At 38.6% G+C, this 15,513-nt stretch carries 15 protein-coding genes; 7 read left to right on the plus strand and 8 right to left on the minus strand.

Going from position 1 to position 15,513, the window contains the following annotated elements:
- Positions 1-3 precede the first annotated feature (3 nt).
- The 5 genes from FD16_RS03415 to FD16_RS03435 all read left to right on the plus strand — a co-directional run bounded on the left by FD16_RS03415 (position 4) and on the right by FD16_RS03435 (position 4,155).
- Entirely contained in the window at positions 4-420 is a 417-nt protein-coding gene (locus tag FD16_RS03415; protein WP_010621930.1) for a VOC family protein, read from the plus strand.
- A gap of 3 nt (positions 421-423) precedes the next feature.
- The gene (locus FD16_RS03420) at positions 424-903 is read left to right on the plus strand and encodes a heme-degrading domain-containing protein (protein WP_235778162.1); all 480 of its coding nucleotides are present in this window, start codon (positions 424-426) and stop codon (positions 901-903) included.
- A gap of 49 nt (positions 904-952) precedes the next feature.
- The gene (locus FD16_RS03425) at positions 953-1,807 is read left to right on the plus strand and encodes a helix-turn-helix transcriptional regulator (protein WP_010621928.1); all 855 of its coding nucleotides are present in this window, start codon (positions 953-955) and stop codon (positions 1,805-1,807) included.
- Between the two features lie 312 nt (positions 1,808-2,119).
- On the plus strand, positions 2,120-2,533 hold the full coding sequence (locus tag FD16_RS03430) for a hypothetical protein (protein WP_010621927.1): 414 nt from the start codon (positions 2,120-2,122) through the stop codon (positions 2,531-2,533).
- Positions 2,534-2,676: 143 nt separating this feature from the next.
- Positions 2,677-4,155, plus strand: coding sequence for an MFS transporter (locus FD16_RS03435; protein ID WP_010621926.1), 1,479 nt, complete (start codon positions 2,677-2,679; stop codon positions 4,153-4,155).
- A 63-nt stretch (positions 4,156-4,218) separates the two neighbouring features.
- On the opposite strand, the gene FD16_RS03440 is transcribed toward FD16_RS03435, so the two are convergent.
- Positions 4,219-4,455: a hypothetical protein gene (locus FD16_RS03440; RefSeq protein WP_010621925.1), complete on the minus strand. Its 237-nt coding sequence runs from the start codon at positions 4,453-4,455 to the stop codon at positions 4,219-4,221.
- 104 nt (positions 4,456-4,559) lie between these two features.
- Positions 4,560-6,404, minus strand: coding sequence for a heavy metal translocating P-type ATPase (locus FD16_RS03445; RefSeq protein ID WP_010621924.1), 1,845 nt, complete (start codon positions 6,402-6,404; stop codon positions 4,560-4,562).
- 178 nt (positions 6,405-6,582) lie between these two features.
- Between FD16_RS03445 and FD16_RS03450 the strand changes: the two genes are divergently transcribed.
- Positions 6,583-8,493 (plus strand): heavy metal translocating P-type ATPase, encoded by a 1,911-nt coding sequence (locus FD16_RS03450; protein ID WP_010621923.1) that lies wholly within the window; start codon positions 6,583-6,585, stop codon positions 8,491-8,493.
- 240 nt (positions 8,494-8,733) lie between these two features.
- Here FD16_RS03450 and FD16_RS03455 read toward each other — a convergent pair whose 3' ends face one another.
- The 3 genes from FD16_RS03455 to FD16_RS03465 form a co-directional block, all read right to left on the minus strand.
- Complete coding sequence (locus tag FD16_RS03455) at positions 8,734-9,399, minus strand: EAL domain-containing protein (RefSeq protein ID WP_010621922.1); 666 nt, start codon at positions 9,397-9,399, stop codon at positions 8,734-8,736.
- Between the two features lie 235 nt (positions 9,400-9,634).
- Positions 9,635-10,414: an alpha/beta fold hydrolase gene (locus FD16_RS03460; RefSeq protein WP_010621921.1), complete on the minus strand. Its 780-nt coding sequence runs from the start codon at positions 10,412-10,414 to the stop codon at positions 9,635-9,637.
- On the minus strand, positions 10,398-11,114 hold the full coding sequence (locus FD16_RS03465) for a type I pantothenate kinase (protein WP_010621920.1): 717 nt from the start codon (positions 11,112-11,114) through the stop codon (positions 10,398-10,400). Before FD16_RS03465 ends, FD16_RS03460 begins: the two co-directional genes overlap by 17 nt.
- A gap of 42 nt (positions 11,115-11,156) precedes the next feature.
- Between FD16_RS03465 and FD16_RS03470 the strand changes: the two genes are divergently transcribed.
- A complete protein-coding gene (locus FD16_RS03470) occupies positions 11,157-12,056 on the plus strand; it encodes a LysR family transcriptional regulator (RefSeq protein ID WP_010621919.1) in 900 nt (299 codons plus the stop codon).
- On the opposite strand, the gene FD16_RS03475 is transcribed toward FD16_RS03470, so the two are convergent.
- From FD16_RS03475 to FD16_RS03485, 3 genes are all read right to left on the minus strand, one after another.
- Entirely contained in the window at positions 12,053-13,645 is a 1,593-nt protein-coding gene (locus FD16_RS03475) for an acyl CoA:acetate/3-ketoacid CoA transferase (RefSeq protein ID WP_010621918.1), read from the minus strand. The two genes, FD16_RS03470 and FD16_RS03475, sit on opposite strands and share 4 nt — an antisense overlap.
- 11 nt (positions 13,646-13,656) lie before the next feature.
- Positions 13,657-14,868: an enoyl-ACP reductase FabV gene (gene fabV, locus FD16_RS03480; RefSeq protein WP_010621917.1), complete on the minus strand. Its 1,212-nt coding sequence runs from the start codon at positions 14,866-14,868 to the stop codon at positions 13,657-13,659.
- A gap of 87 nt (positions 14,869-14,955) precedes the next feature.
- Positions 14,956-15,390: a MaoC family dehydratase gene (locus FD16_RS03485; RefSeq protein ID WP_010621916.1), complete on the minus strand. Its 435-nt coding sequence runs from the start codon at positions 15,388-15,390 to the stop codon at positions 14,956-14,958.
- Positions 15,391-15,513: the final 123 nt, after the last annotated feature.

Genomic DNA, 15,513 nt, shown 5'->3' on the forward strand with positions numbered 1-15,513 from the left:
GTAATGGATATTAAAAGAATTGCGCATGCTTCGTTCAAAGTTAGTGATATGAGAAAATCTGTTGAATATTATTGCGATGGTCTTGGTATGAAGCAAAAATTTGAACTAAAAGATGAAAATGGTGATCCTTGGATCAATTATTTAGAGATCAAACCTGGTCAATTTTTGGAACTATTTTATGACTTTGATAACCTTCCCTATGCTACCCATGGTTACGATTTTCGTGGCTTTTTACACATCAGTCTTGAAGTGGAGGATTTGGAGGCTACCAAGGCTGAACTTGAAAGTAAAGGTCTAGCGATTGACAGTGAAATTAAATTTGGTCCCGATAAGTCTTACCAGCTCTGGAGTCACGACCCAGACGGTAATCAAATTGAGTTCATGCAATACACCAAGGACTCATTCCAGTTAAGACAATAATTTATGAAAGAAGGTACAATCATGATTATGCCAACTTCGCAGGAAGTCGAACAAGAGGAAAAAGAACTTCAATTTACCAAATTTGATAATGATACTGCACTTCAACTCGGCTACCGATTAGTAGAAATGGCTAAAGCCAAGTCAGCACCAGTCACAATTGACATTACGCGGACTCGTCAACAACTATTTCATGCTGCACTGCCGGGAACCGCCATTGATAATGACAAATGGCTCCAGCGTAAAATTAACACGGTTTATAATTTTGGTACTAGCAGTCTAGCACAACAACTGAAAATGGAAGCCGAAAATAGAGGACTAGATGATGCAAGCCTACTTGACAAGACCAAGTATGCTGCGGCGGGAGGAGCATTTCCTGTCGTCATTAAAGGGACTGGATTAATTGGAACAATTGCTGTATCGGGGATGCAATCTGAGGAGGACCATCAATTAATTGTTGATTGCCTGAAGGAGTTTCTTCAATAACAATCAATAGTATAATGTGACTAATACTTTTGGGAGGATGATCTAGCATATGGAACGTATGCCTTTAATTAATACCCAATTCACCCTGTTTGGTGGTCACAAAGAAACTGTTAATCCTGGATGGCACTGGAAGCCTGAGTCGCATTTGGCGTTTGAACTGATGTACATTATTGAAGGTACTCAGCACACAATTTCAGAAATTGGGGATATGGATGTCCACGCTGGGGAATTTATTATTATCCCCTACGGTATTCGTCATAATAACTTTGTGCTTGGAAATCAACCCATGACTTACTTTGCTGTTCATTTTAATTTGGATGATTCAACATTGAAATACATGTTAACGAGACGCTACGCGAACCATATTATTACACCTGCAGATCAAGAATATGATGGTCTTAAGACCCATGTCCTTGCGTTAATAAAATTGTTTAAGCGTGACTATAATCTGTCTGACAAATTAAATATACAAGTTACAATGATTAACCTAATCATGTTTTTAGTAACAACCATTCAAAAAAATCCAAATTTTAGTTTAAAACAAGCTAATTTAGATCAATTTCTACTGTGTCAAAAAATTGCTGGAGATATCAAAAATCGACTGGATGACCAAATATACTATTCTGATCATCCCACAAGAATGTCGTTGTCTGGCATAATATCTAGTTATAATATTAGCCAAAGCTATGCATTGGAGATATTTAAAAAATATTACAGTCAGTCACCTCAGGCTTACCTGATATCGTTAAAACTTGAAGCGGCCAAGAACTTGCTCAGACAGCCCAAAACGCAGGTCAGTGAAGTAGCCGAACGATTGGCATATTCCGATCCGAGTCACTTTAGCCGCGAGTTTAAAAAACACTTTAATATGACACCAAAAGAATATGTTCGAACACAAAATTAGAAAACTGGGAGTAAATACATTTTATTCCCATAACATAAGACCCCCAAGACCAAAATCCTGAATGAACTTGGATTTTAACCCTGGGGGTCTTTAATAACTGCAGGCAATCATTTATTGACGTTTAGTCTGGATTAATTAGAGCACTAAATTAGTAATTAAGCACCTTTTATAGATAATATGAAACTTTGTTTCTACTAATTTTGATAAATTTATTTTGCTGAGTTGATTTTATTTATTTTTATTTTAGAATTAAGTATCAGAACTGGAAGCGTTTTACTTTAACGCAATATTGAAGATGGAAGGTCTACTACTATGTCACAGCCATATTTTAATCCTGATTTGATTGAATCAAAACATTTCTATACCAGAACAAAGGCTTGCACCGTACTGGATATTGATCCAGATGTGTTTGATAAAATCATCCTAACTAATATTCAATCTTATTCAAAAAAACAGTCATCAGCCGACATTTATACCGGTATTTTTACGGGTGCAGAAATCAAAGCAGCTATTAATAAATACTACTTGTCTTACATGACCAACCAGCTCAAGGACGATCTTAGCACAAATGAACTAACCGATTTAGCGTTTCGTGCCAAATATTCAGTAACTCCTGCTAAAGCGCAATCTGCATTATCTGAACCAGATAAATTACAAGAAATTTTTCAAAATATTCCAGTTGAGAATTACTATCCAGTTCCAAAAGGTGAACGTAAAAATAGGTAATTTATTGTTTAGGTACGTTGACTCCAGGTTATTTGTAAATGTATTCGCTTACCTTTAAATAATTATCAGATAATAATTTTCAAACCTCTGTTTAAGTTGTAACATATTAAACGGTAACTTAAATTGAGGAAGAAGAGAATATTTTGTCTAATCGCAACGTCATCATCGTTACTTTTGCATTGGTATTGTCCAACGCAATGAGTGGGCTTGATAATACCATTATTAATACTGCACTTCCTGCAATCATTTCTGACTTGCACGGTATTGAATTAATGGGATGGATCGTGGCCGTATTCTTGCTAGGAACAGCTGTCAGCACACCACTATGGAGCAAGCTTGGCGAACACATTGGTAACAAACGCAGCTATGAAATAGCTGCACTTTTGTTCGTTTTAGGTTCATTCTTACAAGGTCTGTCACCAAACATGATTTTCCTGATCGTCACGCGGGCAATCGCGGGAATCGGTAATGGTGGAATGATTTCACTACCCTACATCATATACGCAGACTTATATTCAAACCCGCGAAAGAGAATGCAGGTGTTAGGATTTGTTTCGGCCAGTTATAGTACGGCTACGATCATCGGCCCTCTGGTTGGTGGATCAATTGTCGACGCTCTAAGTTGGCACTGGATTTTTTACCTAAATGTACCGATTGGTATTATTTCGGCATTATTAGTCCAGTTTTACTACAAGGACGCTAAAAAGCACACTAAAACCAGTCCAATTGACTACGCCGGGTCAGCATTAATGACAATTGGGCTCATCAGTTTGCTAACTGGCATTGAATTAATTGGGTCAACCAACAACTTAATTGTCGCCGGATTGATTATTTTTGCATTTATAATGTTTATCGCAATGATGAATATGGAAAAACATGTCCCCGATCCGATCATTCCAGGACGTTTATTTAAGAATCGATCCCTAATGATTGATTTTGCATTGTTTACATTAATTTGGGGTGCGTTTATTGCCTTTTTAACATACATCCCCATGTGGGCACAGGGACTGCTGGGAACCTCTGCTTTAATTGGTGGTGCCACTCAAATTCCCAGTTCAATCACAAATTTCTCTGGTTCAGGATCCGTTGCACCATTGCGTCGCTACCTGACACCGCAAAAAGTAATTGGTCTTGGAATTATCACGCTAACGATGTCATTCGTCCTTATGCTGATTATGGGTGTCCACACGCCGTATTGGTTGATCTTAATCGCCGCAGCATTTGAAGGATTCGGCAATGGTGCTTGTTTCAACGAGCTTCAGGTTAAAGTGCAACAGGACGCTGATCTTGAAGACATTCCAGTTGCTACCTCATTTAGCTTTCTAATTCGAATGCTCAGTCAAACTTTTACCGCATCTATTTTTGGCATTATTATGAATAGTGCTTTGCGAAAAGGTGTCGAATCATCCGGTGGTACAATTACGATGAAGATGATGAATAAACTGAGTGATGCATCTAACATCAGTAGCTTACCAAGCAAACTTATTCCATCAATGAGAGGTATATTGCATAACGGCTTACAGCATATTATGATAATGGCGCTGATTTTAATGCTGGCATCCCTAGCAATTAATATTTGGGCTCAAGGCATTGAAAAGCGTAAACATATCACGGCAAATTAAAAAAGTGTCAAGTACAAACTTCATCGAAGTTATCATACTTGACGCTTTTTTGTGTTAATATAACTACTTTTTATCTTTGCCATGTTGGTACTCATACCAGCTGTAACGTACTGTTCTGTTAAGGTATAAAACCATCAGAGCCAACACTACAATCCAGAGTCCCCACATTACAAAACCTAGGGCAGCACTGACACTCATCAATCCATAAACTAGAAGTGTGATAATTCCATACACAATTACAAGGCCAGGGTAGAAAGTTCCCCAGAATATAGCCTGTTTAGCCATTGTCTGTTCATCCATAGCAATCCCTCCTTCAACGATATAAAATTACATCGTAATCATTATAGCGCTAATTTTAAAATTAGTCTGACACAAAAATGCAATTGGTTGGTTAAATGTTTGATTCAAGCCATTTTTAAATCGATTCTTTTTTGCATGTCTGCTAAAATTCTCCGACTTGTGCGACTACCATTTTTAGCTCGTAAAGCTAATAAAATCGTTACCATATCAACAATTTCTTGAAACAATGCTCCAATCAACGCTGGAATTACACCAGTTGAAGCGATCAGCATCAGTACAACCAAAATGACAATTCCCGTCAAAACGTCATGCTTTGCGATTTTCATAGTATCCTGACTGATTTCTACCGATTGAGCCACTTTACTTAAATCGTCTTTTAGAATCACTACATCTGCTGATTCACTGGCTGCAGTTGCCCCATGCTCACCCATCGCAATTCCGATATCGGCAGCTGTTAATGATGGTGCATCGTTAACGCCATCACCGACCATCATCACCGGTCGATTTTCTTGAGAAATATTTTGGAGAACTTCAATTTTATTTTCTGGAAGTAAGTTCCCATGAATAGCATCCAGTCCAAGCGGCTGACCAATTGACTCAGCAATCTTGGTCTGATCCCCGGTCAACATTAATACTTTTTGTACTCCAAGACTTCTAAGTTCATCAATGGTTGCAGGTGTCTCTGGCCGTAACCGATCCAAGAATGTTATACATCCAGCATACTTATCATCAACACTGACGTACACGGCAGTCTGCTCCAGAGGTTGAACGTCTTCACTTGTCACAAATTTTAGCTTACCAACCTTTACTGTTTTTCCATCGACAGTTCCCTTAATCCCTTGTGCGGTGATTTCTTCTAAGTTTGTGACTTCAAGAAGATTACGAGGTCCAACTTTAGCAATCAACGACCGAGCTAATACATGACCTGAATGTTGTTCAGCACTGGCAGCTAAGTTGATGATACTCGCCGCAGTCCATGGATCACGAGGACGAATATCGTTAACTTCAAGCTGACCCTTGGTTAAGGTACCCGTTTTATCAAATGCAGCTGTTTTCACCTGTGCCAGTTTTTCAATAGTTGTTCCCGTTTTAACAATAATCCCATTTTGGCTAGTTCGGTTCATTCCGGCAACTAGTGCAATGGGCGCAGCTAAAATCAAAGGACACGGAGATGCAACAACTAGGACTTCGGCAATTCGAACTGGATCGCCCGATACTAGCCATGCCAAAACTGCAATTAATACCGCAACAAAAGTAAAGGGAACCGCATAGCGATCAGCCATTCTAACGAACCGAGCAGGTTGGTTTGCCGACTTTTTAACCAACTCGATGATTGCCTGATACTGACTGTTAGCCGCGGTACTTAGCGCAGTGACAGTCACGGAAGCCGAACCGTTCACCGATCCGGACATCACTTCGTCATCAATTTTTTTGTTTACTGGATTCGATTCACCAGTTAGTGAAGATTCATCAAACGAAGACTCACCATCAATAATACGGCTATCAACCGGCACTAATTCACCTGGTTTTATAATTAATTGGTCACCAACCTCAACTTGCTCCGCGTCAACATCTTTAAGTTTCCCATTTGACAAGCGGTGAGCCTGTTGCGGCGAATTTTCAAGCAACGACTTCAATTCTTCTCCAGCTTTTTTTGACGCATAATCTTCAAGTGTATCTCCACCGGTTAACATAATTAACACGACCAAACTCGCCCAGTACTCACCCACAATTAAGGTGGCTGCAATTGCCATAATTGCGAGTAAATCAATTCCATACTTTCCTGACTTGAGTGTCTTCACCATTTCAATAAACATGAGGATCGCTACGATCGCCCCCGCAATTGTTGCCAACCATTGTGCGGCATTCGGTAGTTTAAAAACAAATTCTAATATTAACGCGACTATGCCGACCCCTAAAGTTAATCCTAATTTAGTTGAGTTTTTCATGGTTGCGCCTCCTCGTTGACTCTTCTAGTTTATAATCATTCTAACATAGAACTAGTTAACACTACTAATTATATGAATTAAAACCTTTCTGCCAAAAATTGATTTACATCAATTTTATTTACGTTCATTCCCGTTATGATTTAGTCAACATCAAATCATTTTATGAGGAGTGGTTCAAATGAAATTTCAGATATTTATTCAAAAACATAATAATCAAATCACACTCGCCTCGGCAATTTTGATTATCACGGGCTATCTTAGTAAATTTCTTTTTGCTAATGATCTGGGTTTTAATGTCATACTTGCCACAGCATCAGTCATTGCAGCAGTTCCCATTATGATTCACGCATATCAATCACTAAGAGCAAAAGTGATCAGTATTGAATTGCTCGTCAGTATCGCTGTCATTGGTGCTTTTATTATCGGCGAGTTCAATGAATCTGCAATCGTCACTTTTTTATTTCAATTCGGCGGTTATCTAGAACAAAGAACTTTAACCAAAACTCGTCAATCAATTAAATCACTGACTGAAATGGCACCATCAACCGCAGTACTCGTAAATGCTGATGGCACCACAAGTAAAATCGATGTTGATGACGTGGCGGAAAATGATGTTGTACTGGTGAAAACAGGCGCATCTGTGCCAGTTGATGGCGAAGTCATTGATGGTCATGGTTATACAGATGAATCCGTGATTACTGGAGAATCAAAAGCAATTAGTAAGCAAGTAAATGACAATGTTTTTTCAGGAACCATAGTTAGCGATGGCTTTTTAAAAGTGAAAGCCACCAAAGTTGGTGATGATACCACTTTTGCTAAGATTATTGACCTAGTTGAAGAAGCCGAAGATACCAAATCGCATGCCGAAAAATTCATCGATCGTTTTGCTAAATATTACACGCCAGCTGTCTTAATCATTGCACTAATTGTTTTTGTAATAACTAGAGATTTTAAGCTTGCAATCACGGTACTAGTTCTTGGCTGTCCAGGCGCCCTCGTAATCGGTGCACCCGTTTCAAACGTTGCCGGAATTGGCAACGGTGCTAAACGTGGTATCTTAGTTAAAGGCGGAGAAGCAATGGACAGTTTTGCAAAAATTGATACCTTCATGTTTGATAAAACTGGAACACTGACGACGGGGAAAACATCTGTTACCGAAGTTAATCAGTATAATAACGATGTCAAAACTTCAATAAGCTATGCTGCCAAAATTGAAAGTCTCTCAGACCATCCCCTTGGTCGCGCAATTGTGAACTATGCTAACCAGCAAAAAATCTCCTTCAGTGATTACAGCGTCGATAATAATCAAGCAATTAAGGGTCAAGGTATTAATGCAACTGTTGACGGCCACCATCTTCTTCTTGGCAATAAAAAAATGATGGACCAAAACAGTATTAAGCTTTCAACAGCCCAAGCGAATGATTTAACACAGCTGCAAAAGAAAGGTAGCTCAAACGTGATCGTGGCTATTGATCACCAGATTGTTCTTATTATTGGTATCGCGGATGTTATTCGGCCAGAAGTGGCGGATAAACTTCGTGAATTAAGAAATCACGGAGCCAAACATTTGATTATGTTAACCGGTGACAACCAAGCAACCGCTACTTATGTAGGCAATCAGGTTGGCATCGATACAGTTTACGCCGAGCTAATGCCGGAACAAAAATTAGAACTGGTCAAAGAATATCAATCGCAAGGTAATCGAGTTGCATTCGTCGGCGATGGCATTAACGACAGTCCATCGATCGCAACTGCGGATATTGGCATTGCAATGGGAAGTGGTACAGATGTTGCAATCGAAACCTCAGACATTGTATTAATGAAATCAAACTTCAACTCACTCGTTCACGCATATGGATTAGCTAAAAAGACAGTGTTAAATACAAAGGAAAATATAACAATTGCAATTGGCGTGGTTGCTTTCTTGTTGTTTGGCTTAGTGGCCGGATTCATTTATATGGCTAGTGGTATGTTTGTCCATGAGGCAAGTATTTTAATCGTTATTTTTAACGCAATGAGGTTAATTGCTTATGGTAACGACCGTAATTCAGCAAAACATCATAGTTTAAATACTGAATTTGCAAAGTGAACACAAAATGAGATCGAGAAAAATATTCTCGGTCTCATTTTTATATAGGAGCGCATTAGCAAAGCATCAAAAAAGCACCCGCCCCACACAAACCGGTGCTTCAAAACAGTCCACTGTTTTCTGCGGCCTAGCAGCCGCTAATTCGAGAATTCATTGAGTACTCCCCTACAAATGTAATTATCACATAATGTAAGCGCTTTTTCAACGACTTCGTAAGCAATTTCACAATTTTCTTTGCTATTAATCTAACCTTAATAAATGCGGCTTGCCATAGTAATATCCTTGGCAATATTTAATTCCTAGTGAACTAGCAATTTCTTCATCATCTGAGGTTTCAATTCCTTCAACCATGAACCGAGATCGATTATTGGCGGCAATCTTTTGCCACCTTTTAATGTGATCCTGAATGATCATATTTTCAATTCCCTCATCAAAATTTTGAAGTGCAAATTTTAATTCAGAGGCAATTGGCAGAAAGTTCTTGATCTGTTCATAATGGTTATTGCCACTGCCGACGTCATCCAAAGATATTTCCATTCCATGTTCCCAAAAACGACTAAGCATCCCCAGCAACTCCAAAGATGTAATCTGTTCATCACCCGGTTCCTCGGTCACTTCGATCACTAATTTTAGTGGTTGAATTTGTTGCTGACACCTAATCAAGGCATCGTCTATGAGCGGGTCTAAAATCTGACGACGATTTAAATTAACTGAAATTGTCTTAACTTTTAAAGAAAGAGTACTTGTTGTTTTCAGAAGAGTATTAACCATTATGTCTATTGGAATATCCGAAAAATGTTCTGGTAACACCCATCGACTACCAACTTGCTGTCTAATTAATAGCTCGTAGCCAACAACTGACTTATTAATTTTATTTAACTGTGGTTGAATAAAATATCTATACATAATTTTTCACCGCACGGACTGAATTTGTGTATATCAAAGCATTTACCAGTTAATTCTAATCCTTTTAATCATGCATGAATAGCCAAATTTTTGAATTAAGTTTTCTCCGATTTAATTAATTCACAACTGCCAGTTTTTCTTTATCAATTGATAAATTCAATCCTTTAAAATGAACAATATATTAACGCCCTCACCGTATGTTTACTCACTCGGTAAGGACGTCTTAAGAACGATGCTATTCAAAAAATTCTATCATTAACTTATTAAATTGATCCGTTTGCTCAGACATTACAATATGACCGGCATGATCAACAATGGCGTATTGACCGTTCAAACACATTTGGGCTGCTGCTTTTGCGTGATCACTTGACCAAAATGGGCTCTGCCGTCCCGCAATAAATAAAATTGGACATTTCATTAATTTCAAGACATCCCGCCAATCTTGAAATGCATGATCATAAAGCAATGGCTTGTTTAACTCATAGTCAAATCGGTATCCCGATTGAACCATTTTCAATTGTCGATATGTTTCATCGTCAATATTTTTAACTGTCGTTTTAACACCATACATTTTTTCAGCGGCTTCAGGAAAATTATTCCAGTTTAAGTCTAATAATCCATATGGCCAAGAATCATCTGCAATCATTTTAGGTGATTGGTCAACCGAAATCATTTTATTGATGACTCCATCCCCATATAATGAACAATATGCCCATAAAGCTGAAGCACCCATTGAATTCCCCATGACGTTTAATTTCGAAATGTGCAAAAATTTGATTAATTCATGGATATCCTTGCCTTGTCTACTCATTCGAAGGCCTTTTGCTGTCACTTCCGAACGACCATGATTTCTTCGATCTAAATTAATGACACGATAACCATGATCAACCAGGCAACGAACCTGCTGATACCAAATTTCTTTAAACCCACCATACCCAGTCGTAATTAAAACTGGATAACCTTTACCATCATCGCTATACTCAAGTTCAATTCCATCGCTAGTTGTAAACCGCATTCAGCTCAACCTCCTCGTATGAATGCTGATAATTAATATTAATCAATTCATGTCGTCGATTCATCGATAAAACCATGTCGGCATTTTTTCTAGTTGGCACAACAAACTTTTGGTAATTAGGCACATCAACACATTGCCACGCCTGCATAATCTTAGTATTAAATCGTTCAGTCGTTTCTAGCGGCATTGATTGGTGGCAGCGAACTGCGTACCACTGAAAAACATCTCTAGAATCAGCATCAAGAAATATCTTTGTTGTTGCCATGTCGCAAAGTGGATGCTGCAGACTAATTAAGCCTTCAATTATCAGTATATCTGGTTGATATACCACCATTTGTTGATTAGAAATATCATTGACGTGATGATCATACATCGGTATATCAATGGCATTCCCGTTATTAATTGATTCAATAAAGTTTTCAATCAGATTTTGATCATAGCTATCTGGAAATCCCTTATGGTCAAAATTATTCATCTTCTTTAGTTTGGTATTACTATATAAAAAATTATCCGTGCAGACCAAATCGATCGATTTATTGAGCATTCTTTGTTGCAAATCATTTTGAAGTTGCTTAGCAAAAGTTGATTTACCCACTGCAATATTTCCAGCAATACTAATAATTATAGGGTTTGTGTGGTGCTGATCATGTATAATAGATGATGATAGATCGTTTAAAAAAATATGTTTTAACTGTTTCATAACAAAATCACTTATCCCTTCAGGGGTTAGTTGGAGGACATCATGGATATCAAACACATTGAATATTTAATTTGCATTGTTGAGAACGGTTACAATTTAACCAAAGCCGCACAGAGACTTCATATTTCTCAACCCGCACTCAGCAAATTTATCAATGATCTTGAAAGAACTGAGGACAACGCCATTTTCACCAGAAGTCGTAACCGGATTACTGGCTTGACTGAATCTGGGGATGAGCTAATCGAACGTGGTCGTAAAATTGAAAAGAAATTTAATCAAATGATGGATGCATTCCATTCCACTGCTGATGAAAATCAAGGAACGGTGAAGATGGGAATTGCTCCAGTAATTATTTCAACGCTTTTCAATAACGCGATTCCTCATTTTATCCAGGATAATCCCTTGATAGATTTAAAAGTTGTCGAAACTGGTGCTTACGATTTGCAAAAAATGTTAATGTTGCAAGACATCGATATTGCTGTTCTGGTTTCTCCCGCAACATATCCTGGTATTCACGAAGATATCATCGTTAGAGACTCTGTCTCTGCTTGGTTTAATAAGCACCACCGCTTTCACGATTTCGATGGTCCAATCTCGTTTAAGGAAATTGCCAAGGAAAAAATTGTGTCGCTTGATGACAGCTTCATGGTCACGTATCAGTGGAAGCAACGCTTACGGCAACTCGGTATTGAGCCAAAGTTCTTTTTCCAGTCTGGATCTTGGGATTTACTTTTAAATATGTGTCAGGAATTAGACGTCATCACCTTAATGGCGACCCCCATTGGTAAAAATTTTGCCGGTACCGAAATCGAACACCGCCAGGTTAAACCCTTTTTCCCTTGGAACATTAGTCTATGTACCCTAGATACGGCTAACAAAAGTGAAGTTGTTAACTATACCCAGGAATGGTTCCATAATTTCTTTATGCATTCAAACGCTTAATTAGTAACTGCCACGGACTTTGATGCATGATTTTCCACATTACCCATTTTATCTGGAGCAAAAATTCTAGCGTCCATATACTTCAGATCATCGCTGATCTTGGGTGTGAATGACATATGATCCAACACATCACGCTGTAGATTGATTCCTGGTGCAATTTCTATTAATTCAATTCCATCAGCAACCAGCTTAAAGACGGCACGTTCAGTCACGTAGTAAACATTTTGTCCGTTTTCATACGCAACGTGGCCACTAAATGTAATTTGTTCAACATCACTAACCAGTTTGTCTTTTTTGCCTTCCTTGGTGATATGAAGTTCTCCATTTTCCACATCTGCACAGAAACCGCCGGCGGTAAACGTACCAGTGTATACCGTTGTCTTTGTGTTTTGTGTGATGTTAACGAAGCCACCGACTCCGGCAATTTTAGGACCAAACTTGGAAACGTTGATATTGCCGTGTGAATCCAATTCAGCCAGTCCTAGGAACGTAATATCAATGCCACCACCATCATAGAAATCAAACATGTAAGGTTGATCAATCGTAGATTGAGGTGAGATTGCACAACCAAAGTCTCCACCGCCTAGCGGAACGCCACCAAACGTTCCAGGTTCCACGGTTGTAATAATATTATCTGCAGCATTTTCTTCTTTCAGAACAAGAGATACCGTTTCTGGATATTTGCCGATACCGTAGTTAACTACTCGATCTTCTGGTTCAAGAAACATTGCTGCACGGCGCGCAATAACCTTTTTAACATCTAATGGAACATTAATTGCTCCTTCAGCTCTGATAACAGAGGCCTTAACAAAATCTGGATTATAAACTGTTGATGTACTTTGTTGGGTCATCGTTTCGTCATCAGTTTCACATACATAGTCAACTAGTAGGCCCGGAATTCGAATATCCTTTGGCTCCATTGATCCACGTTTCACGATTCTCTTAACTGAAACAATTACTTTACCACCGTTATTATGGGCAGCCATTGCAATTGCTGTTGATTCCAGCGTTAATGGCTCATCTTCAAAAGTGATATTGCCATCTTCATCAGCATATGATCCGCGTAAAATTGCGACGTTAGGCTTAGGTACTTCATAAGCAAGGTAATCCTTACCTTTAATTTGAATCTTTGAAACTAAGTCGTCCTTGGCTGCTGCATTTAACTTACCACCCTGTAGATCCGGATCGATAAATGTTCCTAGACCAACTCTCGTAATTTGAAGTGGCTTGTGAGCTGCAGAATCCCGAAAGATTTGTGATAAAACGCCTTGTGGGAAACAGTAAGCTTCAATTTTATTTGCTTCAACCAATGGTTCCAATTTAGGTGCTAGTGCCCAGTGACCGCCAACAATTCTTTTTACCATGTCTGGTTCAGCTAAATTATTAGTACCGCGGTCTTTACCGTCTCCAATTCCAGAAGCATGATAAAAGGTTAAGTTACGGGGATGACCAGTCTCTAAATATGTTTTATGAAGATTTTCCAGCACATCTTCTGCAACGTCCGATCCCAAGAATCCTTCTAGTGCAATCGTTGCATTATCAGGAATTTCTTTAATAACCGATTCGCTATCAACAAATTTTACTGACATATTCTCATCTCCTATGGACGTAATTTCGTAATTTCATCATAATCAACGCTGTCATTATTAACACCATCAACTTCGAATCCGTTGATTTGCATGAATTCTTTTCTAAATGTGCTATAAGCCGTTAAGTCGGTATTAAAGTTTTCAGGGGTAATTTGCTTCATCAAGGCAACGGTCTTCTTTTGCGTATCTTCATCTTGCTCCCAAGCATCCGGACGAAGGCGACCTCTTTCATCAAATTCTGGCTTATTTCCATAGACCATGTCACGGAAAAGACGGTCTTTGTGCATGATTGGAGTCTCATGAGTTCCCTTTTCTTGCATTACCTTATATAAAGCAATGCAATATACTGGGAATATTGGAATAACCACAGACGCTTTAGTAGTTACGGCCTTCGACACGCTGATTAAAGATTTACCATCAATATCGTCAATCATCTTTTGGATTTTGTGTGATGATTCTTCAGCAGCATCCTTAGCCTTGCCAAGCGTTCCTTCATGATAAAAATCATACGTTACAGGAGAGCCAATGTATGAATATAAAATAGTCTTGAATCCTTCTGCTAAGACACCGGCGTCCTTTAATTCTTGAACCCAGATCTCCCAGTCTTCGCCGCCCATAACGTGAACAGTTGCATCAACCTCTTCTTGAGTCGCACCTTCGATTGTTTGCTCAAATAAAGAATTTTCTTGCAAGTTAATGTTATATCCAGTAACTTCTTTACCGATTGGCTTTAATTGAGAACGCCAAACTTCGTCAGGATTGTTTGGATTACTTCTTTTTGGAGCAGCCACTGAGTATACTAATAAATCAATTTGACCACCAAATTCGCCTTTAATATAGTCAATAACTTGTTTCTTCATGTCTTCAGTAAAGGCATCACCATTGAAGTTTTTCGCTAACAAGCCGGCCTTTTCAGCTTCCTGCTTGAAGTAAATGTTGTTCCACCATCCAGCGGTTCCAAGCATCGTTTCATCCTTAACAGGTCGTTCAAATGCAACACTAATAGTATCTGCACCAGAACCAAACGCTTGAGTAATTCGACTTGCTAAACCATAACTGGATGATCCACCAATAATTAACGCTTTTTTGGCTCCGTCATAATGTCCTTTGCCTTTAACATAGTTGATTTGATTAATGACCTCTTGGCGACAACCGTAAGGGTTCACAGAACGAGCAACATTACCTTTAAGCTTTTCACTGATTTTAACCATTTTATCTGACATCATGATATTAACTCCTTCAAATTAAAATTTTGGTTTGCCATGTAATTACCTGGAAAGTGTTTACGATGCATCTCAAAATTTTATTTTCTAATCCTTTGCCGGAATAACGGTTGCTTCACCGTCAGTCACGACCGTACCATTCTGATTTGTTACTTTGGTATCAATTGTTACAATCTTAAACTTTGATTTCTGAACAATCTTAGCAACCGTTGCTTTCGCCACCAGCACATCTCCGAAGTGAACTGGGGCCTTAAAGTTTAGAGTCTGACCTAAGTACACAGCACCGGGTCCTGGCATTTTCATTCCAATCACCGCCGAAATCAATGAAGCCGAATACATACCGTGGGCAATTCTGCCACCGAACTGTGTATGACTTGCAAACTCATCATCCATATGCAATGGGTTCTGATCGCCAGTAATTTCAGCAAATCTCTCAATATTTTCCTTAGTTACCTCCTTACAAAATTCACTTGTCATTCCAACTTTGATTTCGTCTTCTGTAATTGACCGATACTTTTCCATAGGACTCGCCGCCTTAATTCAAGTTTTCACAAATGATAGTACAAAAACAAGCTTGCTTTGAACATTTAGGATAATTATCTCTGCCATTAATGTAATCACTTTCTGTAAATACTACAAATACAG

Origin of the sequence: Paucilactobacillus suebicus DSM 5007 = KCTC 3549 (assembly GCF_001434475.1) — a bacterium.
In the GTDB taxonomy this organism is placed as follows: Bacteria; Bacillota; Bacilli; order Lactobacillales; family Lactobacillaceae; genus Paucilactobacillus; species Paucilactobacillus suebicus.

Bases quoted from the DNA above. Each gene is read 5' to 3' on its own strand.
- FD16_RS03420 (WP_235778162.1), top strand. From the start codon at position 424: ATGAAAGAAGGTACAATCATGATTATGCCAACTTCGCAGGAAGTCGAA.
- FD16_RS03455 (WP_010621922.1), bottom strand. From the start codon at position 9,399: ATGTATAGATATTTTATTCAACCACAGTTAAATAAAATTAATAAGTCA.
- FD16_RS03425 (WP_010621928.1), top strand. From the start codon at position 953: ATGGAACGTATGCCTTTAATTAATACCCAATTCACCCTGTTTGGTGGT.
- FD16_RS03430 (WP_010621927.1), top strand. From the start codon at position 2,120: ATGTCACAGCCATATTTTAATCCTGATTTGATTGAATCAAAACATTTC.
- FD16_RS03450 (WP_010621923.1), top strand. From the start codon at position 6,583: ATGAAATTTCAGATATTTATTCAAAAACATAATAATCAAATCACACTC.
- FD16_RS03445 (WP_010621924.1), bottom strand. From the start codon at position 6,404: ATGAAAAACTCAACTAAATTAGGATTAACTTTAGGGGTCGGCATAGTC.
- FD16_RS03470 (WP_010621919.1), top strand. From the start codon at position 11,157: ATGGATATCAAACACATTGAATATTTAATTTGCATTGTTGAGAACGGT.
- FD16_RS03460 (WP_010621921.1), bottom strand. From the start codon at position 10,414: ATGCGGTTTACAACTAGCGATGGAATTGAACTTGAGTATAGCGATGAT.
- FD16_RS03485 (WP_010621916.1), bottom strand. From the start codon at position 15,390: ATGGAAAAGTATCGGTCAATTACAGAAGACGAAATCAAAGTTGGAATG.
- FD16_RS03475 (WP_010621918.1), bottom strand. From the start codon at position 13,645: ATGTCAGTAAAATTTGTTGATAGCGAATCGGTTATTAAAGAAATTCCT.
- fabV (WP_010621917.1), bottom strand. From the start codon at position 14,868: ATGTCAGATAAAATGGTTAAAATCAGTGAAAAGCTTAAAGGTAATGTT.
- FD16_RS03465 (WP_010621920.1), bottom strand. From the start codon at position 11,114: ATGAAACAGTTAAAACATATTTTTTTAAACGATCTATCATCATCTATT.
- FD16_RS03415 (WP_010621930.1), top strand. From the start codon at position 4: ATGGATATTAAAAGAATTGCGCATGCTTCGTTCAAAGTTAGTGATATG.
- FD16_RS03440 (WP_010621925.1), bottom strand. From the start codon at position 4,455: ATGGATGAACAGACAATGGCTAAACAGGCTATATTCTGGGGAACTTTC.